Raw genomic sequence first — 19,880 nt, forward strand, 5'->3', positions numbered from 1 at the left:
CGATTAGAGCGCCTTTATCAGGCAAGATAAAGAACAATTTTTCAATCGATCAGGGATTTCACCCGTTTTCGCAGCTCCGGAAGCAGATCGGCAGCAAACCAGGGATGGCGCTTCAGCCAGCCGGTATTGCGCCAGCTCGGATGCGGAAGCGGCAGCACGGCGGGCGCCGAATCGCATTCTTCCAGGTAGCGTCGCCAGGCCATGACCGTCTCGGTCATCGACTTGCCGCGCCGAGGCCCCAGATGCCAGGCCTGGGCATACTGGCCGACCGCAAGCACCAGCTCGATCTGCGGCATGGTCGCGATCACGCGCGCCCGCCACAGCGGCGCGCATTCCCGGCGCGGCGGCAGATCGCCGCCCTTGTCGTCGTACCCCGGAAAGCAGAAGCCCATCGGCACGATGGCAAACAGGTCGGGATCGTAGAACTGCACCCGGCTGACCTGCAGCCAGTCGCGCAGGCGGTCCCCCGACGGGTCGTTGAACGGTAGCCCGCTCTGGTGCACGCGCAGGCCCGGCGCCTGTCCGGCGATCAGGACCCGCGCCGCCCCGGACAGCGTCGCCACCGGCCGCGGCTCGTGCGGCAGCCGGAAGGACGGCCCGCCCTGCGGCGTGTCGCGGCAGATCCGGCAGGCGGCAATCGATGCCCGCAACGCTTCGATATCGCCCGCCCTCGCCCGGTCGTCACGCGGCGCTGTCATGGTCGGTCACCCGTCAGCCCAGCCCGATCATCCGCAACAGTTCGGACAGGAGGCCGCCGGCCGGGACGTGCGGCTCCTCCTGCGGCCGGCCGTGTTGGCGTCGCCAGTCCTGCGGGCGGTCGAACGTACCGCTCCAGAGACCCTTGCGCTCCGCCTGCGCCAGCGCCTCGGCATCCTCGTAGTCGCCGTAGGAAACGGCAAGCCCTTCCCGCACCATGCGTTCGCCGAGATCGTCGCCGTCGACGCTGCATCGCGCCAGAGTCCGGTTGTATTTGTCGGTTCCGATCGAGGCGCAGGCGACGGTGCCGGCCCGCAGCAATTCGGCCAGACGCGAACGCGCCGCCGCACCGCAGTTCCATTCCGTGTCGCCACGGCGGCAGGGTTGCGTCAGCTCCGGCGCGTCCAGGCCGGAAAGCCGGACGCGGCGCCCATCCATCGTCAGCGTGTCGCCGTCGGCGGCTCGAGCCGGCCCGCCGAAGGTCTCGACGCCGGAGCGCGCATCCAGGCGCGCGGCGATCAGGGCCATCAATGCCAGGATTGCGACCGTTACGACGGGGTCGCGCCATCTCATCTTGTTGCGCGCCAAACTGCCCTCAATCATTCGATGTATCCGGATGAAATTGCCCGGACCGGCCTTCATGCCGTGCTTGCGGTCGCACCGTCGGACCAGAACCGTTACGGTGGCTGACTGCGAAATAGCGCCGAAATGGTTGGCAAATCGCTAATGGTTGGCAAATCGCTAAGGTGCGGCAGCATCTTCTTAAGACTTTCCCCCTAGACTGCGGGGCGTAATCACAACCGTTGCGCAAGTCATGGGCCCCGCCGTCAGCACCACGACCGACAAGAACATCGTCGACAAGTCGCGCGGCCACCGCAACCGGGCCGTGGCGCGAGCCGTGCGTGCGACCCGCGAGCGACTGCAGATGGCCACCGGCCTGTCGCCGGCGTTCGGCCGCGAAATGCTGCTGATTTACGTCGACACGATCCTGCATGGCGCGCTCGTCATGACACTGCTGATCGCGGGCATCACCGCCCTCGGCCTGCGCCTCACCGGGAACCCTACCTACCTTGCCTGGGGCATGCTGGCCCTCAGCCTGCACGCGATCGCCGTCCTGCTCGCCAAGCACGTCCGCCGAAAGGGCCTCGCGGCCGAGGAGGTGCGGCGCTGGCAGCGCTATTTCCTGCTGGCGCAGGTCATGCTGGGGCTCGCCTGGGCCGTGTTTGCGATGAAGGAGTGCGACACCTGCGCCGGCAACGCCTTCGCCTTCTACAAGGGAACCGCCCTTCTCGTCGCCCTTTGCGTCACGACCATGAGCGCGCTGATGCTGCGCAACGCCATCCTCTATGCGTTCACGCCGACGGTCGCCGTGCTCGCCCTGTCGGCGGTCGAACAGCCCGATCCGAACACCTTCGGATTGACCGCCGTCGTCTCGTTCGCGCTGGTGTTCCTGACCTTCATCACCCATCGCCTGCGCCAGACGAGCACGCAGTTGCTGTCGTTCCAGTCGGAGAAGGACGACCTGATCGCCGAGCTCGAGGTGGCCAAGTCGATGTCCGACGAGGCCCGCCGCCGGGCCGAGGAGGCGAACCTGGCGAAGTCGCGCTTCCTCGCCTCGATGTCGCATGAACTGCGCACGCCGCTGAACGCCATACTCGGTTTTTCCGAGGTGATGTCGACCGAGGTGCTCGGACCGCTCAACAACCCGATCTACAAGGAATACACGGCCGACATCCACAGCTCCGGCAAGCACCTCTTGAACCTCATCAACGAGATTCTCGACCTGTCGCGCATCGAGGCGGGGCGCTACGACCTGAGCGAAGAGGCGATCCGGCTGGTGGACGTCTGCGAGGACTGCATCGGCATGGTGCAATTGCGCGCCGGCACCCGGAAGATCTCGATCACGCCGCAGTTCGAGACCGACATGCCCGACGTCTGGGCCGACGAGAAGGCCATCCGCCAGGTGGTGCTGAACCTGCTCTCCAACGCGGTGAAGTTCACACCGCCCGGCGGCGAGGTCGTCGTCAAGGTCGGCTGGACTGCCGGCGGCGGCCAGTACATCGCCATCCGCGACAACGGACCCGGCATTCCGGAAGAGGAAATCCCGATCGTGCTGTCCGCCTTCGGCCAGGGCGCGATCGCCATCAAGAGCGCCGAGCAGGGAACCGGGCTCGGCCTGCCGATCGTCCAGGCGATCCTGGCCAAGCACAACGGCGAGTTCATCCTGAGGTCTAAGCTGCGCGAGGGCACCGAGGCGATCGCCATCCTGCCGGCCAAGCGCGTGCTCCAGAGCGTTCCCGCCGTCAAGGAGACGCGGGCGGTGGCGCCGCGGCGAAAGAGCTTCGCCTGAACGGCGGCCCGGCCGGAACCCGGTCAGAACAGCTGCAAGAGGATCACCACATAGGCGGCATAGGCCGCGTTCGCCACGATCAGGCAGAACACCGCGAACGAACCGAGATCCTTGGCGTGCTTGCCCATGTCCGAGATCTCCGGGGAAACCCGGTCGACGATTTCCTCGATGGCGGTGTTGACGGCCTCGAATGCCATCATCAGCAAGAACAGGATCGCCATCGCCACGTACTGGAACACGGTGGCGCCAACGGCGGCGAAGACCGCCATCACCAGCACGAAGGCGATCAGTTCGTGCCGGAAGGCCGCCTCGCCGAGAAGCCGCCGGGCCCCGCCGAGCGAATAGCTCGCCGCGGCCAAGAGATGGCGCAGTCCCTTCTCCTTCTTCACCGGGCCCGTCTCCATCCTGCCTTCAGCCATGCTCATCGTTCATCTCTCTCGCGCGCTTGCGGCCGCACGGCGCCGTTTGCGGTCATCCTGCCAGCAAAGCGCAAAGAAAGCATTGCTGGCCCAGGTCAGGCTTGGCCCATATTCAGCCTCGGTGGCGGAAACAAGGCCGGGGCGGCGACCGCGACCGCCCGCACGCTGAGGGCCGGCCGGCCGGCGGCCCCTCGCCCATGAGAGCTTCCCTGGTCTATTGCCTGTTGCTGACGCCGGCCTGGGCGAAGGTCGCCATGCCGGAATGGCAGGCGGCCGCCGCCTTGACGATGCCGGCGGCCAGCGCCGCCCCCGTCCCCTCGCCGAGCCGCATGCCGAGCGCCAGCAGCGGCGTCTTGCCCAGCTTCTCGATCGCGCGGATGTGGCCCGGCTCGGCCGAGACGTGACCGATCAGGCAGTGGTCGAGCGCGGCCGGGTTGGCCGCCTTCAGGATTGCGCCGGCGCAGGTGGCGACGTAGCCGTCGAGGATTACCGGCACCTTCTGCACACGCGCGGCCAGGATCGCCCCGGCCATCGCCGCGATCTCGCGCCCGCCGAGCCGGCGCAGCACCTCCAGCGGGTCGGACAGGTGGTCGCGGTGCAGCGCCACCGCCTTCTCCACCGCCGCGGTCTTGCGCTTGAGCACCTCGCCCTCCGAGCCGGTGCCCGGCCCGACCCAGTCCGCCGCCGTGCCGCCATAGAGCGCCAGGTTGATCGCGGCGGCGATCGTCGTGTTGCCGATGCCCATCTCGCCGACACACAGAAGGTCGGTGCCGCCGGCGATCGCCTCCATGCCGAAGGCCATCGTCGCGGCGCAGTCGCGCTCCGACAGCGCCGCCTCCTCGGTGATGTCGGCGGTCGGATAGTCGAGCGCGAGGTCGAACACCTTCAGCCCGAGGTCGTGGGTGACGCAGATCTGGTTGATCGCCGCGCCGCCTGCGGCGAAGTTCTCGACCATCTGCGCGGTCACCGACGAGGGAAACGGCGTGATGCCGTTCCGGGTGACGCCGTGGTTGCCGGCGAAGATCGCCACCAGCGGCCGCGTCACCGCAGGCGGGCGGCCGCTCCAGGCGGCGAGCCAGAAGGCGATCTCCTCGAGCCGACCGAGCGCGCCCGGCGGCTTGGTCAGCTGCGCGTCGCGCTCGCGCGCCGCCACCAGCGCGGCCGAATCGGGCCCCGGCAGATTGCGCAGCAATTCACGGAAATCATCGAACGGCAGGCCGCTGGCACTCATCTTGGGGAATTCCTTGTTTACAGCTTCCAAAGCAGGGTCGGATGCCTCCTATTAGAGATCGGGAGCGGCCGCGACAACCGCATTTGCGGCTTGCCATGTCGTCGCGCATGCGGCCACGGGTCCAGGCCCCGCGCTAGCATGGGAACGGCGCTCCCGGCGGGCCGTGCCCGCATTGGTCCCGGCCGATGTCGATCAGGGGAAACAGGTGGAAATGCGCGAATACATCGATGACGTCGCCCGGTCGGTCGCCTTCCTGTCGCGCCTCCGCGTGCCGCAGCGCTTCTTCGAGGGCCACGACCAGCGCATGAGCCGCACCGTGCGCGCCTTCCCCGTTGCCGGCGTGCTGATCGCGCTGCCGGCGGCGGTGCTGCTGGCGGTGCTCGAGGCCGCCGGTGCGTCGTCGCTGCTGACCGCCCTGCTGGTGCTCGCCGCGTTGACGCTCCTGACCGGCGCCCTGCACGAGGACGGGCTGTCCGATGCCGCCGACGGGCTCGGCAGCGGCCGCGAGCGCGAGCGCATGCTGGCGATCATGCGCGACAGCCGCGTCGGCTCCTATGGCGTGGTCGCCCTGATCCTGTCCTTCGGACTGCGTGCCGCGGCCCTGTCCGCCGCCACCCCCTTTCTCGGTCCGGTCGGCGCCGCCATGGCGCTGCTCGCCGTCGCCGCCGCCAGCCGGGCAGCGATGGTGTGGCACTGGGCCGTGCTGCCGCCGGCGCGGCCGGACGGGGTCGCCGCCGCCGCCGGTGCCCCGGACGACGATGCCCGCCAGATCGCGCTCGTCTCCGGCGGCCTACTCGCCGTGCTGCTGCTGCTCCCGGTCGTTCCGCTGCTCGCGCTCGCCTCCGTGGCGCTGGCGCTGGCAGCAGCGGTCTTCGCCTTCACCGACGTCGTCCGCGGCAAGATCGGCGGACACACCGGCGACACCATTGGCGCCACCCAGCAGTTTGCCGAGATCGCCGCCCTCGTGGCCCTTGCACTCTCGGTCTGAGCCGCCGATATTTGCTCCAGGAAGCGTTTGGAAACCCGATGGAATCGCCCTGCATACTCGTCTGTTCGATCGATGACGTCACCGGCTACTGTTTCGGCTGCGGCCGCACGCGCGAGGAAATCGGCGCCTGGACGCTCTACTCTTCGACGCAACGCCGCGAGATCATGGCCGCCTTGCCCGACCGCCTCGCCACGGTCGAGCGCAAGCCGCGGCGCGAGACCCGCCGCTCACGGATGGCGCGGGAGCGTGGCGAGGGATGAGGTTCTGGATCCTGATCGCCATTCTCGGCTTCGGCCTGGCGATGTTGCTGCTGAACCATCAGGACGGCCGCACCTTCGGGATCGGCAATGACGCCTTCGCCCAGATGATCCAGCTCGTGGCGATCGCCGCGCTGATCGCGACCGGCCTCCTCGCGAGCCGCGGCCGCCTGAGCGAGAACCTCCGCAACGGCGCCCTGTGGCTGCTGATCGCTCTGGTGTTCGTCGCCGGCTACGTCTACCGCGACGACCTGCAATCCGTCGCCGGACGCCTCGTGGCCGGCCTCGTTCCCGGCCGGGCGGTGGTCACGACCGACGCCTCGGGCGACCAGGTGCTGGTGCTGCACAAGCTGGACCACGGCCATTTCCAGGTGCAGGCCCAGATCAATGGCGGTTCCACCAATCTGATCGTCGACACCGGCGCCAGCACGGTGGTGCTGACCTACAGCGATGCCGAGCGCCTTGGCCTGCAGCCGGAAACGCTCGACTTCAACCTGCTGGTTTCCACCGCGAACGGCACCGCCGTCGCCGCGCCGGTGCGGCTCGACAGCGTCGCCATCGGCCCGATCGAACGCCGAGGTGTCCGTGCCATGGTGGCCGGACCGGGACGGCTGGAACAGGGCCTGCTCGGCATGACGTTCCTCGGCACGCTGGCATCGGTGGAAATGCGGGGCGACGAACTCCGACTGCGCGACTAGCCCCGGCCCGGTCAGGCGGCGAGCAGGTAGTAGAGACCGAAGCCGGCGATCACCAGCGCAAGGCTTGCCGCCAGCACATAGCGCATCCGGTGGAGCTCGATCCCCTGCCGCGCCTCGTTCTTTGAAACCACCACCCTGTCGCCGTGTCGCTCGGCCATCGTCGCGCTCCATTTTGCCGTTGTCGTTGCACGGACAACGCGCGGAGCGGCCCAAAGGTCCGTCAGTTCTTCAGCTTGTAGCCGGTCCTGAAAATCCACGCCGTCACCGAAAGGCAGGCAGCAAGGAAGAGCAGCACGATTGCAAGGCTGAGCACCGGGTTGACGTCGGCGATCTCGTAGAAGCTCCAGCGGAAGCCGGAAACAAGGTAGAGCACCGGGTTGAAATGGCTGACCGTCTGCCAGAACGGCGGCAGCATGTCGATCGAATAGAAGCTGCCGCCGAGGAACACGAGCGGCGGGATCACCAGCATCGGAATCAGGTTCAGCTGCTCGAAGTCCTTCGCCCAGATGCCGATCATGAAGCCGAACAGGCTGAAGGTGACCGCCGTCAACACGAAGAACAGCAGCATCACGAACGGGTGGGCGATGGTGATGTCGACGAACAGCGAGGCGGTGGCGAGAATGATCGTGCCGACGATAAGCCCCTTCGTCGCCGCCGCGCCGACATAGCCGATCAGGATCTCGACCATCGAGATCGGCGCCGAAAGGATCTCGTAGATCGTGCCGGTGAACTTGGGAAAGTAGATCCCGAACGAGCCGTTGCCGATGCACTGGCTGAGCAGCGTCAGCATGATTAGCCCCGGCGCGATGAAGGCGCCGTAGGACACGCCGCCGATCTGCTCCACGCGCGAACCGATCGCGGCGCCGAAGACGATGAAGTAGAGCGAGGTGGACACGACCGGCGAGACCACGCTCTGTAGCAGCGTCCGGCGCATGCGCGCCATCTCGAACCGGTAGATCGCCTTGATCGCCGCGGTGTTCATTCCGTGCCCCCCACCAGTTCGACGAAGATGTCCTCGAGCGAGCTTTGCTCGGTCGCCACGTCCTTCAGCCGCAGGCCCTGCTCCGCCAGTGCGCCGAGCAGACCGGTGATTCCGGTCCGGTCCGCCGAAGTGTCGTAGTCGTAGACCAGCGAATGCCCGCCGCTGCCGATCGTCAGGTTGTAGTGCGCCAGCGCCGCCGGAACGGCGGAGACCGGCTCGGCCAGCTCGACGGTGAGCTTCTTGCGCCCGAGCTTCTGCATCAGCGCCGCCTTGTCCTCGACCAGCAGGATCTCGCCCTTGTTGATCACGCCGATCCGATCGGCGATCTCCTCGGCTTCCTCGATATAGTGCGTGGTCAGGATGATGGTGACGCCGCCGGCGCGCAGGCGCTCCACCAGCTGCCACATCTCCTTGCGCAGGCTGACGTCGACGCCGGCGGTCGGCTCGTCGAGGAACAGCACGTCCGGCTCGTAGGACAGCGCCTTGGCGATCAGCACCCGCCGGCGCATGCCGCCGGAAAGGTGCCGCAGGATCGTGTCCTTCTTGTCCCACAGCGACAACTCACGCAGGATCCGCTCGATCAGTGCGGGATCGGGCTGCTTGCCGTGCAGGCCGCGCGAGAACGAGACGGTGTTGAACACGGTCTCGAACGCGTCGAGCGTCAATTCCTGCGGCACGAGGCCGATGATCGCCCGCGTCTTGCGAAAATCGCGGATGACGTCGTGGCCGGCGACCGTCACCCGTCCGCTGGTGGGCGTAACGATGCCGCAGATGATCGAGATCATCGTCGTCTTGCCGGCGCCGTTCGGGCCGAGCAGCGCCAGGATCTCGCCCTTCTCGATGTCGAGGCTGACGCCCTTGAGGGCCTGGAAACCGCTGGCATAGCTCTTGGTGAGATTCTCGATGCGTACGATGGGGGCCATGAAGAAGTCCGCTCGGCATGCAATCCGTCAGGGATGGGGCTCTGCTATATGCCGGTTTGCGCGCGGGATTTCATCCCTTTTCTTTCGATCCGGCAATCAGAAGTAGATGCTGTGGAGGAAGCGCGCGCTGACGAGGAGCAGGAACAGGCCGAAGCCAATCTCCAGATGCCGCTTGCTGAGCGCGTGGGCGATCCGGACGCCGTAGGGCGCGACGATCAGCGTCACCGGAATGATCAGCGCGACGGCGACCCAGTTGACGAAGCCGGTCGAGAACGGCGGCAGCCCCGGCTCGCCCCAGCCGGCCCAGACATATCCGAACAGCCCGGGGATCGAGATCAGCACGCCGACGCCGGACGAGGTCGCCACCGCCTGGTGGATCGGCCGGCCGTAGAGCGTCATGAAGGTGTTGTTCAGGATGCCGCCGCCAATGCCCATCAGGCCCGACAGCGTGCCGATCGCCACGCCGGCGAGCCACTTCCAGGGGTTCGGCGGCAGGTCTTTGCCCAGCCGCCAATGCGGCTGGTCGAAGATCATGCGGATGGCGAACACGGTCGCGATGACGACGAAGATGAGGCGCAGCCCGGCGCTGGAGATCAGCGCGGCGATCGCCGCCGCCAGGATGGCTCCGAGCGGCACCGCCAGGATCCAGCAGCGCAGCAGCGCCATATCGACCGCACCCCGCGCCCGGTGCGCCGAGAACGAGCGCAGCGACGTCGGCACGATGATGGCGATCGAGGTTCCCACGGACAGGTGCATCCGGACCGCCTCCGGCACGTCGAGATAACCGAACACCTGATAGAACACCGGCACGAGGATCGCCCCGCCGCCGATGCCGAAGATGCCTGCCAGCAGGCCGGACACGACGCCAGCGCCCGAAAGGGCAAGGGCAAACATGGCAAGGTCGGCGACGGGCGGCATGGCGGCTCCTGGTGGCTCGGAATTGTCGAAGGGATTCGCGCAGTCGGCGTAACTGTCATGATATCGTGATCGTTTTCAATCACTGTCGTTGCAGCGCCAGCTTGCACGGCGGCGCCCTCGCCGCCTCCGTCGCGGAAACGCGCCCACCGTTGTTCTGCCGGCAGTGCGCACACTCTGCCGGACACGCTTGGCCGGCTCTCGAGCCGGCCATTTTTTTGCTCGGGCGTACGGCAGCAGGCGCGCTACCGCGTGATGCGGAACCCGGCCGGCCGTTCCTGGAGGTCCGTCGTGCTGGTTTCCACGGAGGTGACGGCGGCGCCGGGCGGCCCCTGCCAGAAGCGCTCGACCATGGCGGCGAGCGCCGGACCGGGTCCGGCGATCAGCGCGGTCACGGAGCCGTCCCGCTCGTTCCGCACCCAGCCGGCAAGGCCGAGCCTGATCGCCTGCCCCCGGCTCCAGGCTCGGTAGCCGACCCCCTGCACACGCCCCCTTATGCGCACTTCGATGGCTTCGAAATCGTCCGCCATGGCGACACTCGCTGTTCGATGCAAGGAAAATGGAACGGAAGGACGGGAATGCAAGCCGGTACCGGGCGCAGGTCCGCGCCGTTGCGCCGCGCCCGCCCGGCGCCCGTCACAGGCTGCAGTGACGGTAGCCCGACTTGCGCACGCGCAGATCGAAATGGAAGTGGTCCTTGTGATAGCGATCGCTGCCCGGGCCGAGCACGGTGGTGAAATACTTGCAGCTGTCGGTGCGCACCGCCTTCAGCAGCCCCTTTTCGCGGAAGGCGAAGAAGCCTTTTTTCCGGACCAGGATCTCCTTGCCGCTGTTGAGCACGATCTTGCCGATGTCGATCGCGTTGCCGCGGGCGTGCTCGGACATTGCCGCGCCGCGCTGCGAGTTCATCGTGCGGCAGGAATAGGACGACATCTGGTGGATCGAACGGACGCCCGAGAGGTAGCGCAGTCGCGCCGAGGGCGCGAGTTCGTTCTTGACCCACCGGGCGAAGGCTTCGGTGATCTGGCAGTTGAGCTGCGCCGCCGGCTTGATCTGGATGCCGCCGGACAACGCCTGCAACTCGATCGGGTGGGCTATCCCGCAGGAGCCGCCCTTGGAAATCGACGGCATTTCGCGGAACCGCACGCCGAGCTGGTGCAGCCGTTGGCGGCAGGCCTTTTCCGCCGCCGGCATGCCGCCAAAGGACTCCGGAACGCTCATCGGATTGTCGAAACGCGGGATGAAGGCGACCTGCTGGCCCGCGCCCGCCGCCGCCTTCGGCGCGGCCGGCGCCGCCCGAACGACCTCCTCGCCTGCCTCCGGCATGGGCACGCCCGCCGGCTCGCCGATCCGCCGCGGCGCATCGGTGCCGATGCCGCCGACGACGACCTGCGTCGCATTGCCCTCGGCGATCTCGTGCGCCTGGGCCTCGGCCAAGCCCTGGACCGGCGCCACGCCGAGCCCTTCGTCCATGTTGATCCCGCCCCCGGGGATCTGCGACATGCCGCTGGCCGCCGCGGTCTGCGCCGCTCCGCCAGCGCCGAGCGCCGCGTCGCTGTCGATCATCGGCAGGCTGCCGGCCGGCTGCGCCGATACCACCACGCCGCCGGCCCCGAGCGGGTAGCCCGCATTGTCGCTGGCCGCCGCCACCGCCACCTCGGCGGCCGGATCGGCCGCGGCCGTCCTGCCGACCGGGACGCTCGGCGTGATCGCATTGACCATGCTCTCCCCGTCGATGCTGGCGGGCGGACTCAGGTCGCCGCTGCAGCCGGTGGCCAGCGCCGCCGCCAGCAGCGCCGCCGACATTCGAGGGGAGAAGACAGACGCAATACCCATGACCGTTCCCGAGAAAACCTGTCCCGCATGGTGTCGTCGCCATGTGTCCGCATTCGGGAGAAATTCAGCGAACGGAGGCCGGCAGGGCTATCCCGCTGCAAGGCAAGGAAAGTTTAGGCCGGCAGGGTAAACGAACGGTTTCACCGAGCCCCGCCAGGACTGGCCGCCGGCCGTCGCGAATGAAAAAGCCCCGGCGCGATCGCCGGGGCCAGCCCTTTCAGGTCGTCTTTTTCTTGGATCAGGCGGCGCGGGCCGCGCGAACGGCCGGCTGCGCGGACAGCTGGAAGTTCTGCAGCAGCGCCTTCAGCTGGTTGCTTTCCTGGGTCAGCGTCTGGCCGGCAGCGTTGGTCTCCTCGACCATGGCCGCGTTCTGCTGCGTCATCTGGTCCATCTGGTTGACGGCGGTGTTGACCTCGGCGAGGCCGACCGACTGCTCGCGCGAGGCGGTCGCAATCGACTGCACCTGCTCGTTGACCTGGTTGACCAGTTGCTCGATCTCGGCCAGCGCCTCGCCGGTGGAGCGCACGAGCGTCACGCCGTTGTCGACCTCGGTCGCGGAGTTGCTGATCAGGCCCTTGATCTCCTTGGCGGCGTTGGCCGAGCGCTGCGCCAGCTCGCGCACCTCCTGTGCGACCACCGCGAAACCGCGTCCCGCCTCGCCGGCCCGGGCGGCCTCCACCCCGGCATTGAGCGCCAGCAGGTTGGTCTGGAAGGCGATCTCGTCGATCACGCCGATGATCTGGCCGATCCGGTTGGAGGCGTCCTCGATCCGGCCCATGGCCGAGACCGCGTCGCGCACGATCGAGCCGGAGCGGCCGGCGCTCTCCTTGGTCTGCGCCACCATCCGGCTGGCCTCGCTGGCGCGTTCGGATGCGCTGCGGACGGCGGCGGTGATCTCGTCCAGCGCCGCAGCGGTCTCCTCCAGCGAGGCGGCCTGCTGCTCGGTCCGGTGCGACAGGTTGTTGGCCGCCTCGGCGATGCCGCCGGCGCTGCCGTGGACGATGTCGGTCGAGTGGGCGATCGCGCCGATCACCTCGTTGAGCGCGCCGGCGGCGCGGTTGAAGTCGTCGCGCAGCTTGGCGTATTCCGGCGCGATCGCGTCGATGGTGGCGGACAGATCACCGCTCGCCAGCCGTTCGAGCGCGGCCCCGACCGTGTCCATGGCGGCGGTCTGCGACTGGCTGACGGCGCGCTGCCGGCGCTCGCCCTCGTTGCGCTCGGCGTCGAGCCGCTGCTGCTGCTCGCCCTCCCGCACCCGCAGTTCGGCGCGTTCGCGGACCGAATCGCGCAGCACCGAGACCACCTTGGCCATGTCGCCGATCTCGTCGCGGCGGTCGGTCTCGGGCACCTCGCCGGAAACGTCCTCCTGCGCGATCGCCAGCATCGACGCCTTCAGCCGCGCGATCGGGCGGACCACGCTGCGAACGATGGCGAAGGCGACCAGCACGATCGCGGCGGCGCCGAGCAGCAGCATCCCGCCCATCGACACGGCGTTGCTGCGGAACATGGCCGCCAGGTCGTCGGCATAGACGCCCGTGCCCACCACCCAGCCCCAGGGGGCGAAGCCGGCGACGTGCGAATACTTCAGCACCGGCTCCTCGGCGCCCGGCTTCGGCCAGTAGTAGTCGACGAAGCCCTCGCCCTCGGCCTTGGCGATCTTGCCGAACTCCTGGAAGATGAACTTGCCGGTCGGGTCCTTCATGCCGGACTGGTCGGTGTTGTCGAGCTCCGGCTTGATCGGATGCATGACGATGCCGGCGCTGTAGTCGTTGATCCAGTAATAGCCGTTGCCCTCGTAGCGCAGCGCCCGGACCGCGTCCTTGGCGCGCGTCTGCGCCTCCTCGGTCGTCAGCGCGCCGGAGGTCTCCAGCCCGTGGAAATGTTCGAACAGCGTGATGACGTTCTGGTCCAGCGCCCGCAACTTCGACTTGCGCTCTGCCACCATCGCATCGTGGTAATAGAACAGGGTGTAGATGGAAACGGCGGAAAAAACGGCCAGTGCAAGCCCGACCAGCAGGTACAACCTGGCAGAGATTTTCAGTTTATTCACGAGAGCCCCCCTCACATACCGGCAGGCGTGGCTGCCAATGATGGCGGATACTCGGTCGCAACCGGTTAAATTCGACTAAACTGCCAATTATCAGATTCGGTACTGCGGGACGCCCCACCGGTGTAACGACGCGGCCGCGGCGAGCGCCCATTTGCCCCTTTTGCCGGGGCGGATACTGGTCTACACCGCTCGTAGCAACCGGAGGCCGCCGACTCATGACCGATACCCCTCAAGGCCAATTGACCCTCAGGACGCTCGCCATGCCGGGCGACGCCAATGCCGCCGGCGACATCTTCGGCGGCTGGGTGATGGCGCAGATGGACCTGGCGGCCGGCATCCGCGCCGCCGAGCGGGCCCACGGCCGCGTCGTCACCCGTGCGGTGCGGGAGATGGCGTTCCAGCTGCCGGTCAAGATCGGCGACACCATCAACGTCTTTACCGAGATCACCGCGGTCGGCCGCACCTCGATCACGCTGCTGGTCGAGGCCTGGGCCCGTCGCTACCTGACCGGCGAGCTCGACAAGGTGACGGCGGCGACCTTCGTCATGGTCGCGCTGGATCACGAGGGCAAGCCGACGCCGGTCCCGGCCGAATAGCGAGATCTGGCAAGCGTCGCCAGCGACCAAGGGAGTGCCTCGATGGAGCCACCGGCCGCCGATCCGGCCCTCTTCGCCCACGTCCGCGTCGTCATCGGCATGGTGGTCAGCCTCTCGCTCGCCCGGCTCCTGTCGGGGCTCGCGGTGTTCGTCCAGCATCCGGGCAGGACCCGGGTCTACTGGATCCATCTCGGCTGGGTCGCGTCGATCCTGATCTTCGTGCTGCATTTCTGGTGGTGGGAGTACCGCCTGCAGGCGCTCGCGGCCATCGACTTCGGGCTCTACCTGTTCCTGATCGGTTTTGCCTGCCTGTTCTTTTTCCTCTGCGTCCTGCTCTTCCCGTTGTCGATGGACGAGTACGACGGCTACGAGGACTACTTCATGTCGCGCAGGGGCTGGTTCTTCGCCTTTCTGGCGCTGGCCTATGCCGTGGACCTGGCCGACACCGCGTTCAAGGGCCGGTTGTATTTCGAATCGTTCGGCTACGAATACCCGCTGCGCAACATCGTCTATATCGTGCTTTGCATCATCGCCGCCGTCACCGCCAACCGCCGCTTCCACGCCGCCTTCGTTTCGGTCGGCCTGCTCTATCAGGTGACCTGGATCTTCCGCCTTTTCGACGTGATCGGCTGAGCGCGCCCTTCAGCCGCGCAGGTAGCTAGCCGCCGTATCGAGCGACAAGCCCGGGAACACGCGGGAGCCGAGCTCGCCGGCCGAAATGCCGAACTGCTGGTGCAGCATCGCCGCCGCCAGCTGCCGCAGGTCGGTGGTCGGCGCAAGGTCGCGTCCGTCGAGCAGGCGGTCGTCCTTCAGCGTCGGCCAAACGCCGTGCACCCGCCCGCCGGCCACCGCACCGCCGGCGATGATCGCCAGCCCGCCGGTGCCGTGATCGGTTCCGCCCGAGCCGTTCTCCCGCGCGGTCCGGCCGAACTCGGTGATCGCAAGGACGGCGGTCCGGCGCCAGATATCCGGCGCAAGGTTGTCCTTCAACGCCAGGATCGCGCGGCACAGCTCCGTCACCGGTCGCCGGAACGTCCGCTCCTGGCCGACATGGGTGTCCCAACCGCCGATGGAGAAGCTGGCAATCCGGTGCTCGCCGGACAGCATGCCGGCGGCCAGTCTGGCCACGTCTGCGGCGCCGGCGCCGCGCCTGGCCTCGGCATAGAGGCCGTCGGAAAACAGGTCGGTCGCGACCGCCTCTTCCATCGCCGCGGCGAAGACCGGATCGTTGCGGTAGAGCCGGGTGAAGAAGGCCTGTTCGTCGCCGCCAAGGGTGAGGTCGGACCGGGTCGACCAGACGTCGACGGGATTGGGCCCCGACAGGATCAACTCGGAGGTGGTGTTGACGTCGATCGCCTTGCGCCCGGCACTGCGCGGGATGCCGGCGATCGCCCGGTTGAGCCAGCCGGTACGCTCCTGCTGCACCGCCGCTCCGCCGCTTTCCAGCATGTCCTGCCCGTCGAAATGGCTGCGTCCGTCGCGGTAGGGCGTCGAGATCGCGTGGACGAAGCCGACCTCGCCCGCGCGCCACAGCGGCAGCAGCGGCTCGGCCAGCGGGTGCAGTCCGAAGAAGCCGTCGAGATCGATCAGCCCCTGCCCGGGCGCGATCGCCAGCGTCGGCCGCAGCGCTCGCAGCGCCGGATCGGCGTGGGGCTGGACCAGCGCCAGCCCGTCCATGGCGCCCCGCAGCACGATCGTCACCAGCCGGTTCTCGCCCGGCACGGCGGCGAAGCTCACCGGCGTCACCAGCGGCGTCGCCGCCAGGCAGCAGGCACCGGCAAGAAAGAAGCGGCGGCTCAGTTCGGTGGTCATGCTCGATCTCCGTAAGCGTGGGCTTTCATTCCGCCCGCCATCCGTGCAGCCCGCGGCCGCTAGCGCCTGTTGAACTCCGGCGCGGCCAGCACCAGCGCCAGTCCGGTCTCGCGGCTCGGCGCCCGCGCCACGACCGCGATGGTGTCGTCCCGTGCCGCCTCCACCAGCACCGCCTTCAGCGTCGCGCGCGGATCGCGCCCGCCGCCGAAGCGTGCCGACAGCCGGCGGGCCCAGCCGATCCGCTGCGTCAGCTGGCTGGCCGTCACCCAGGCCGAAACGGTCTCGTCCCAGCCGGCGGGACTGGGCGGCCGCCATAGTGGCTGGCCGAGCAGGGTCAGGGCGCCCACCGAGAGCGGATTGGCCCGCAACGGCGCCCGCCCGTCCGCCATCGGCGCATCCAGGCCGCGCGCCTTTATGGCCTGGCCGGCCGCCGTCACCTGCGCCGCCGGGTCATTCGCCTCGTCGTCGGCCGCCGCCATTGCCCCTGAACCCGCCGCGCGCGTCGCCGCTTTGGCCGGCCTTGCCGGCAGCGGCGCAAGCGCCTCCGGCGGCACCTCCAATGCCCGCAGGCCGGCGCAGACGAAGTCGAACGGCTGGCGCACCTTCCGCCCCTCCTCGGTCCAGCTTCGCGGATGCAGCAGCATCGCCCGGTAGACCTCGAGGAGGTTGCCGCCGCTGGTCGTCCAGGCGGCGACCATGGACTCGACCACTTCTTCGGGCGGGTCGTCGGCGATGAAGTGGACCACCAGCTTGCGGCAGACATGCCGGGCCGTCGCCTCGTGTGCGGCGAGGTCGGCCAGAAGCGCGTCGACGTCTTCGATCCGCCTTTCCCGTCCCCCATAGTCACGGCCGAGCACGCGGTGGACGCCCGGCTCCGCCCGCTGGCGGCGATAGCGGGTCTCGAATGCCCATGAATTGTGATCCAGACCGGTCAGCACGCAGGCCGCCGCCCGCACGTCCGCCTGGCTGTAGCCGGCGCCGGCGCCGAGCGTGTGCAGTTCGATCAACTCGCGGGCGAGGTTTTCGTTCAGGCCCTTCCCCGTTCTGCCGCCTGCAGGCGAGTTCGAGCCGATCGAGCGGCTCTGGTCGAGATAGACCAGCATCGCCGGGTGCAGCACGGCCGCTTTCAGCAGGTGTTCGAACGAGCCGCCGAGGTTCGGCCGCAGCGCCTCGGCCTCGTACAGCGCGACGAGCAGGCGCATCGTCGACCCCTTCGACGCGCTGACGGCGAAATGGTCGAACCAGAACGCGGCGAGGCGCTCGAAGAAGCCGTTCGGCGAAGCCACCGCGTGTTGCAGTTTCAGGTGCTGGTCGCGCAGGAACGCCGAGGACAGGGCGACCTGGTAGGGGTAGACCGGCTTGCCGTCGATCTTCGGCACGGTTCCGGTCTTGCGTGCCTGCCGCTGGTCCTCGGCCATGGTACGAAGCCTGGGAAAGCTGGCACGCCGGCCGGCGATGCCGCCATACGGGAACGGGCAGACCTCCGCCGTCCCGCGCCGCACCTGTTCGAGCAACTCGTCGACGTTTCGGGCCGGCACCTCGCCCGGCCGCAAGCCGTGGCCGAACCGGATCGCCGCCATCGTCGTGAATGAAACCGTCATGCGCCCGTCCCTGTCCGTAACATCGCTTCCCTAGCGCCGAATTGCGACGAATTTCGTGCTTCCTAGCCCTTGAACACGAAAGCCGCGCCGGCGGCGATCAACGCGAAGCCGATCAGGTGGTTCCAGGACAGGCTTTCCTTCAGCCAGAACACCGAGAATCCGGCGAAGATGACGAGCGTGATCACCTCCTGAATCGTCTTCAGCTGCGCCGCCGAATAGACCTGATGGCCGATCCGGTTCGCCGGCACCGCAAGGCAGTATTCGAAGAAGGCGATGGCCCAGCTCGCCAGCACGACGATCATCAGCGGCGCCGACTTGACCTTGAGGTGTCCGTACCAGGCAAAGGTCATGAACACGTTGGAGAGGCAGAGCAGCACGATCGGCCAGACGGCCGCAGGATTGAGGGCGAAGGGCATGGGGCGTTCCGGACTTCGGGCGTGATCGCCCTTCATAGACGATTCGGTCCGATCCGCCGTAGCGATCTGTCGCCGCGCCGCACCGAAGCTGCAAATTTCGCGCACCCCGCCAGGGCACCGCCATCCTACGCCCCGGCAGCCAGGACGGGAGGCCGATTGCCTTTTGCAACTTCCGCCCTTTCCTTTGCCGGTGACTGCCGCCATATTCAACCATGGCCAGATCAGCGAAACTGTCGCCATCCTCCCGCACCGGCGTCGAGGATGTTCGGCAATCCGCTGTCAGGATCGTCCGCGGCGGCCAAACCGCCCGCGGCCAGCCGCGCCATCAACGACCTGGTCGAGGACTTGCGTCCGGCGGCCACCGCAGTTCATGCCAATGAAGCAAAGCGTCATCGTCGTTCCAAGGCCGCCGGCTACACTGCCGCGATGGCAAGAACGTCCGAAACGAGAGAGGGTCAACATGAAGAGGATGCCCATTTCCGCCGCTGCCCTGCTGCTTGCGCTTGGCGCTACCGCCGCGACGGCCCAGGAGACAGCGATACCGCCGTCCATCACGACGCCCGATACGGTGGAAACCCGCCTCGGCACGCTCCAGTTCCAAAACGGCGTGGCGACCGGCGAGACCGCGCAGAAGCTTTTCGACAATCTCGACTTCACCTACGCCTTTCGCGCCTACATGGACAATCTGCGCGGCGTCAGCATTCATGCGCTGAAGAAGGGCATGCAGGACATCGGCATGAAGGAAAACGAGGTGCTCGTCTTCTCCGAGCTGATGGACGCAAAGTCGCTGTTCCTGACCGCCAACGCCGACACGGTCTACGTCATGGGCTATATCGACCTCAGCAAGGGGCCCGTGGTGCTGGAGGCGCCGCCGAAGTTCCTCGGTGTCGTGCAGGACGCGTGGTTTCGCTGGGTGATCGACCTCGGGCTGCCCGGACCCGACCGCGGCGAGGGTGGCAAGTACCTGATCGTGCCGCCGGACTATGACGGGACCCTGCCCGAGGGCGGCTTCTACGTCGCCAGGGCGCGCACCAACACGATCCTGTGGTTCGGCCGCTCGTTCCTCGAGAACGGCAGCGATCCCAAGCCTGTAGTGGAGACGATCCGGCAGCGGACCAGGGTCTACCCCTACGAGGAGGGCGGCGTCGGCACGCCGATCGCCGCCTTCCTCGCCGGCGAGGCGAAGCTTGGCCGCGTGACGCCGCCGCCGGAGACGGTGTTCCACGAGGGCACCGGCACGGTGATGAACACGATCCCGCCGAGCGACTGGAGCTTCTACGAGATGCTCAACGAGGTCGTGCAGAGCGAGCCGGCCACCGCGCTCGATCCGGAGCTGATGGGTCCAGTGGCGGCGATCGGCATCCAGAAGGGCAAGCCGTTCGAGCCGGACGAGCGGATGAAGAAGATCATGACCGAGGCGCTGGCGGAGGCGAACGCCACCTCGCGCGCGCTGTTCATGAACCCGCGCGACGAGAGCTGGTTCTACTATCCGGACTCGTCCTGGTTCAACTTCCTGTTCCTGACGGGCTACGAGTTCGAGACGCCGATTCCCGAGATCACCGCCGAAGGCGTCAAGCCGTTCCCGCCGACCGGCTACCGGACCATGGACGCGCGCACCAACTTCTTCTACGGCGTCACCGGCATCACCCCCGCCATGGCCATGCGGCTGACCGGCATCGGCTCGCAGTACCTGCTGGCGGTGACCGACGCCGACAAGAACCACTTCGACGGGTCGAAGACCTACAAGGTGACGCTGCCGAAGGACATCCCGGAGGAGAACTTCTGGTCCTTCACCGTCTATGACAACATGACCCGCTCGATGCTCGACACGCCGCAGCGCTATCCGCGCGCCGGCAGCCAGAGCTTCCCCTCGCCGGCAGCCGAGGCCGACGCGGACGGCGCCACCACCATCTGGTTCGCGCCCGAGCAGCCGGACGGCGTCGCGCGCGGCAACTGGATCCAGACCGATCCGCAGAAGGGCTGGTTCACGATCCTGCGGCTCTACAGCCCGCTGCGGCCGTTCTTCGACAAGTCGTGGCGGCCGAGCGAGATCGAGCTGGTGCCCTAGCCTGCCCGCAGCAAGCGACGGGGGACGGACGCGCGCCGTCCC

21 protein-coding genes are annotated in these 19,880 nt (G+C 67.8%); 7 read left to right on the forward strand and 14 right to left on the reverse strand.

Features of this window, described 5'->3' with window-relative positions:
* Positions 1–41 precede the first annotated feature (41 nt).
* Together ACXAGF_RS10435 and ACXAGF_RS10440 are read right to left on the reverse strand one after the other, a co-directional pair.
* Positions 42–698, reverse strand: coding sequence for a uracil-DNA glycosylase family protein (locus tag ACXAGF_RS10435; protein ID WP_475016763.1), 657 nt, complete (start codon positions 696–698; stop codon positions 42–44).
* Positions 699–711: 13 nt separating this feature from the next.
* Complete coding sequence (locus tag ACXAGF_RS10440; RefSeq protein WP_475016765.1) at positions 712–1,299, reverse strand: thermonuclease family protein; 588 nt, start codon at positions 1,297–1,299, stop codon at positions 712–714.
* A 211-nt stretch (positions 1,300–1,510) separates the two neighbouring features.
* On the opposite strand from ACXAGF_RS10440, the gene ACXAGF_RS10445 reads away from it, so the two are divergent.
* Positions 1,511–3,046, forward strand: a complete 1,536-nt coding sequence (locus ACXAGF_RS10445) for a sensor histidine kinase (protein WP_475016768.1) — start codon at positions 1,511–1,513, stop codon at positions 3,044–3,046.
* A gap of 23 nt (positions 3,047–3,069) precedes the next feature.
* On the opposite strand, the gene ACXAGF_RS10450 is transcribed toward ACXAGF_RS10445, so the two are convergent.
* Both ACXAGF_RS10450 and cobT read right to left on the reverse strand, forming a co-directional pair.
* Positions 3,070–3,471, reverse strand: a complete 402-nt coding sequence (locus ACXAGF_RS10450; protein ID WP_475016769.1) for a diacylglycerol kinase — start codon at positions 3,469–3,471, stop codon at positions 3,070–3,072.
* A gap of 208 nt (positions 3,472–3,679) precedes the next feature.
* Positions 3,680–4,696, reverse strand: coding sequence for a nicotinate-nucleotide--dimethylbenzimidazole phosphoribosyltransferase (gene cobT / locus ACXAGF_RS10455; protein WP_475016771.1), 1,017 nt, complete (start codon positions 4,694–4,696; stop codon positions 3,680–3,682).
* A gap of 211 nt (positions 4,697–4,907) precedes the next feature.
* Here cobT and ACXAGF_RS10460 point away from each other — a divergent pair, with 211 nt between their 5' ends.
* From ACXAGF_RS10460 to ACXAGF_RS10470, 3 genes are read left to right on the forward strand one after another with little or no spacing between them, the layout of a single operon-like run.
* Positions 4,908–5,684 (forward strand): adenosylcobinamide-GDP ribazoletransferase, encoded by a 777-nt coding sequence (locus tag ACXAGF_RS10460; RefSeq protein WP_475016773.1) that lies wholly within the window; start codon positions 4,908–4,910, stop codon positions 5,682–5,684.
* A 38-nt stretch (positions 5,685–5,722) separates the two neighbouring features.
* The gene (locus ACXAGF_RS10465; RefSeq protein ID WP_475016774.1) at positions 5,723–5,944 is read left to right on the forward strand and encodes a DUF1289 domain-containing protein; all 222 of its coding nucleotides are present in this window, start codon (positions 5,723–5,725) and stop codon (positions 5,942–5,944) included.
* Positions 5,941–6,639 carry a retropepsin-like aspartic protease family protein gene (locus tag ACXAGF_RS10470; protein ID WP_475016775.1) on the forward strand — a complete coding sequence of 233 codons (699 nt, stop codon included), beginning with the start codon at positions 5,941–5,943 and terminating at the stop codon, positions 6,637–6,639. The genes ACXAGF_RS10465 and ACXAGF_RS10470 overlap by 4 nt, the downstream gene beginning before the upstream one ends.
* An 11-nt stretch (positions 6,640–6,650) precedes the next feature.
* On the opposite strand, the gene ACXAGF_RS10475 is transcribed toward ACXAGF_RS10470, so the two are convergent.
* From ACXAGF_RS10475 to ACXAGF_RS10505, 7 genes are all read right to left on the reverse strand, one after another.
* Positions 6,651–6,797 carry a hypothetical protein gene (locus ACXAGF_RS10475; RefSeq protein ID WP_475016777.1) on the reverse strand — a complete coding sequence of 49 codons (147 nt, stop codon included), beginning with the start codon at positions 6,795–6,797 and terminating at the stop codon, positions 6,651–6,653.
* Positions 6,798–6,859: 62 nt separating this feature from the next.
* Positions 6,860–7,621: an ABC transporter permease gene (locus ACXAGF_RS10480; protein ID WP_475016779.1), complete on the reverse strand. Its 762-nt coding sequence runs from the start codon at positions 7,619–7,621 to the stop codon at positions 6,860–6,862.
* Positions 7,618–8,544, reverse strand: coding sequence for an ABC transporter ATP-binding protein (locus tag ACXAGF_RS10485; RefSeq protein ID WP_475016781.1), 927 nt, complete (start codon positions 8,542–8,544; stop codon positions 7,618–7,620). The genes ACXAGF_RS10480 and ACXAGF_RS10485 overlap by 4 nt, the downstream gene beginning before the upstream one ends.
* Positions 8,545–8,640: 96 nt before the next feature.
* Entirely contained in the window at positions 8,641–9,462 is an 822-nt protein-coding gene (locus ACXAGF_RS10490; RefSeq protein ID WP_475016783.1) for a sulfite exporter TauE/SafE family protein, read from the reverse strand.
* 242 nt (positions 9,463–9,704) lie between these two features.
* Positions 9,705–9,989, reverse strand: coding sequence for an acylphosphatase (locus ACXAGF_RS10495; RefSeq protein WP_475016784.1), 285 nt, complete (start codon positions 9,987–9,989; stop codon positions 9,705–9,707).
* Between the two features lie 106 nt (positions 9,990–10,095).
* Complete coding sequence (locus ACXAGF_RS10500; protein ID WP_475019258.1) at positions 10,096–11,265, reverse strand: extensin-like domain-containing protein; 1,170 nt, start codon at positions 11,263–11,265, stop codon at positions 10,096–10,098.
* 268 nt (positions 11,266–11,533) lie between these two features.
* Complete coding sequence (locus ACXAGF_RS10505; protein WP_475016786.1) at positions 11,534–13,345, reverse strand: methyl-accepting chemotaxis protein; 1,812 nt, start codon at positions 13,343–13,345, stop codon at positions 11,534–11,536.
* Positions 13,346–13,560: 215 nt separating this feature from the next.
* Between ACXAGF_RS10505 and ACXAGF_RS10510 the strand changes: the two genes are divergently transcribed.
* Together ACXAGF_RS10510 and ACXAGF_RS10515 are read left to right on the forward strand one after the other, a co-directional pair.
* Entirely contained in the window at positions 13,561–13,941 is a 381-nt protein-coding gene (locus tag ACXAGF_RS10510; RefSeq protein WP_475016788.1) for an acyl-CoA thioesterase, read from the forward strand.
* 42 nt (positions 13,942–13,983) lie between these two features.
* Complete coding sequence (locus tag ACXAGF_RS10515; RefSeq protein WP_475016789.1) at positions 13,984–14,574, forward strand: hypothetical protein; 591 nt, start codon at positions 13,984–13,986, stop codon at positions 14,572–14,574.
* 9 nt (positions 14,575–14,583) lie between these two features.
* On the opposite strand, the gene ACXAGF_RS10520 is transcribed toward ACXAGF_RS10515, so the two are convergent.
* The 3 genes from ACXAGF_RS10520 to ACXAGF_RS10530 all read right to left on the reverse strand — a co-directional run bounded on the left by ACXAGF_RS10520 (position 14,584) and on the right by ACXAGF_RS10530 (position 17,770).
* Positions 14,584–15,753, reverse strand: a complete 1,170-nt coding sequence (locus tag ACXAGF_RS10520; protein ID WP_475016791.1) for a DUF1501 domain-containing protein — start codon at positions 15,751–15,753, stop codon at positions 14,584–14,586.
* 59 nt (positions 15,754–15,812) lie between these two features.
* Positions 15,813–17,354 (reverse strand): DUF1800 domain-containing protein, encoded by a 1,542-nt coding sequence (locus ACXAGF_RS10525; protein WP_475016793.1) that lies wholly within the window; start codon positions 17,352–17,354, stop codon positions 15,813–15,815.
* 62 nt (positions 17,355–17,416) lie between these two features.
* Complete coding sequence (locus ACXAGF_RS10530; RefSeq protein ID WP_475016794.1) at positions 17,417–17,770, reverse strand: DMT family protein; 354 nt, start codon at positions 17,768–17,770, stop codon at positions 17,417–17,419.
* Between the two features lie 460 nt (positions 17,771–18,230).
* Between ACXAGF_RS10530 and ACXAGF_RS10535 the strand changes: the two genes are divergently transcribed.
* Positions 18,231–19,838 (forward strand): DUF1254 domain-containing protein, encoded by a 1,608-nt coding sequence (locus ACXAGF_RS10535; RefSeq protein WP_475016795.1) that lies wholly within the window; start codon positions 18,231–18,233, stop codon positions 19,836–19,838.
* Positions 19,839–19,880: the final 42 nt, after the last annotated feature.

It is taken from the genome of Mycoplana sp. ABR4_002 (assembly GCF_056159645.1).

What these genes read in the sequence shown, in the direction of transcription:
- ACXAGF_RS10435 (WP_475016763.1), bottom strand. Translation starts at nt 698, where the DNA reads ATGACAGCGCCGCGTGACGACCGGGCGAGGGCGGGCGATATCGAAGCG.
- ACXAGF_RS10440 (WP_475016765.1), bottom strand. Translation starts at nt 1,299, where the DNA reads ATGATTGAGGGCAGTTTGGCGCGCAACAAGATGAGATGGCGCGACCCC.
- ACXAGF_RS10445 (WP_475016768.1), top strand. Translation starts at nt 1,511, where the DNA reads ATGGGCCCCGCCGTCAGCACCACGACCGACAAGAACATCGTCGACAAG.
- ACXAGF_RS10450 (WP_475016769.1), bottom strand. Translation starts at nt 3,471, where the DNA reads ATGAGCATGGCTGAAGGCAGGATGGAGACGGGCCCGGTGAAGAAGGAG.
- cobT (WP_475016771.1), bottom strand. Translation starts at nt 4,696, where the DNA reads ATGAGTGCCAGCGGCCTGCCGTTCGATGATTTCCGTGAATTGCTGCGC.
- ACXAGF_RS10460 (WP_475016773.1), top strand. Translation starts at nt 4,908, where the DNA reads ATGCGCGAATACATCGATGACGTCGCCCGGTCGGTCGCCTTCCTGTCG.
- ACXAGF_RS10465 (WP_475016774.1), top strand. Translation starts at nt 5,723, where the DNA reads ATGGAATCGCCCTGCATACTCGTCTGTTCGATCGATGACGTCACCGGC.
- ACXAGF_RS10470 (WP_475016775.1), top strand. Translation starts at nt 5,941, where the DNA reads ATGAGGTTCTGGATCCTGATCGCCATTCTCGGCTTCGGCCTGGCGATG.
- ACXAGF_RS10475 (WP_475016777.1), bottom strand. Translation starts at nt 6,797, where the DNA reads ATGGCCGAGCGACACGGCGACAGGGTGGTGGTTTCAAAGAACGAGGCG.
- ACXAGF_RS10480 (WP_475016779.1), bottom strand. Translation starts at nt 7,621, where the DNA reads ATGAACACCGCGGCGATCAAGGCGATCTACCGGTTCGAGATGGCGCGC.
- ACXAGF_RS10485 (WP_475016781.1), bottom strand. Translation starts at nt 8,544, where the DNA reads ATGGCCCCCATCGTACGCATCGAGAATCTCACCAAGAGCTATGCCAGC.
- ACXAGF_RS10490 (WP_475016783.1), bottom strand. Translation starts at nt 9,462, where the DNA reads ATGCCGCCCGTCGCCGACCTTGCCATGTTTGCCCTTGCCCTTTCGGGC.
- ACXAGF_RS10495 (WP_475016784.1), bottom strand. Translation starts at nt 9,989, where the DNA reads ATGGCGGACGATTTCGAAGCCATCGAAGTGCGCATAAGGGGGCGTGTG.
- ACXAGF_RS10500 (WP_475019258.1), bottom strand. Translation starts at nt 11,265, where the DNA reads ATGTCGGCGGCGCTGCTGGCGGCGGCGCTGGCCACCGGCTGCAGCGGC.
- ACXAGF_RS10510 (WP_475016788.1), top strand. Translation starts at nt 13,561, where the DNA reads ATGACCGATACCCCTCAAGGCCAATTGACCCTCAGGACGCTCGCCATG.
- ACXAGF_RS10515 (WP_475016789.1), top strand. Translation starts at nt 13,984, where the DNA reads ATGGAGCCACCGGCCGCCGATCCGGCCCTCTTCGCCCACGTCCGCGTC.
- ACXAGF_RS10520 (WP_475016791.1), bottom strand. Translation starts at nt 15,753, where the DNA reads ATGACCACCGAACTGAGCCGCCGCTTCTTTCTTGCCGGTGCCTGCTGC.
- ACXAGF_RS10525 (WP_475016793.1), bottom strand. Translation starts at nt 17,354, where the DNA reads ATGACGGTTTCATTCACGACGATGGCGGCGATCCGGTTCGGCCACGGC.
- ACXAGF_RS10530 (WP_475016794.1), bottom strand. Translation starts at nt 17,770, where the DNA reads ATGCCCTTCGCCCTCAATCCTGCGGCCGTCTGGCCGATCGTGCTGCTC.
- ACXAGF_RS10535 (WP_475016795.1), top strand. Translation starts at nt 18,231, where the DNA reads ATGAAGAGGATGCCCATTTCCGCCGCTGCCCTGCTGCTTGCGCTTGGC.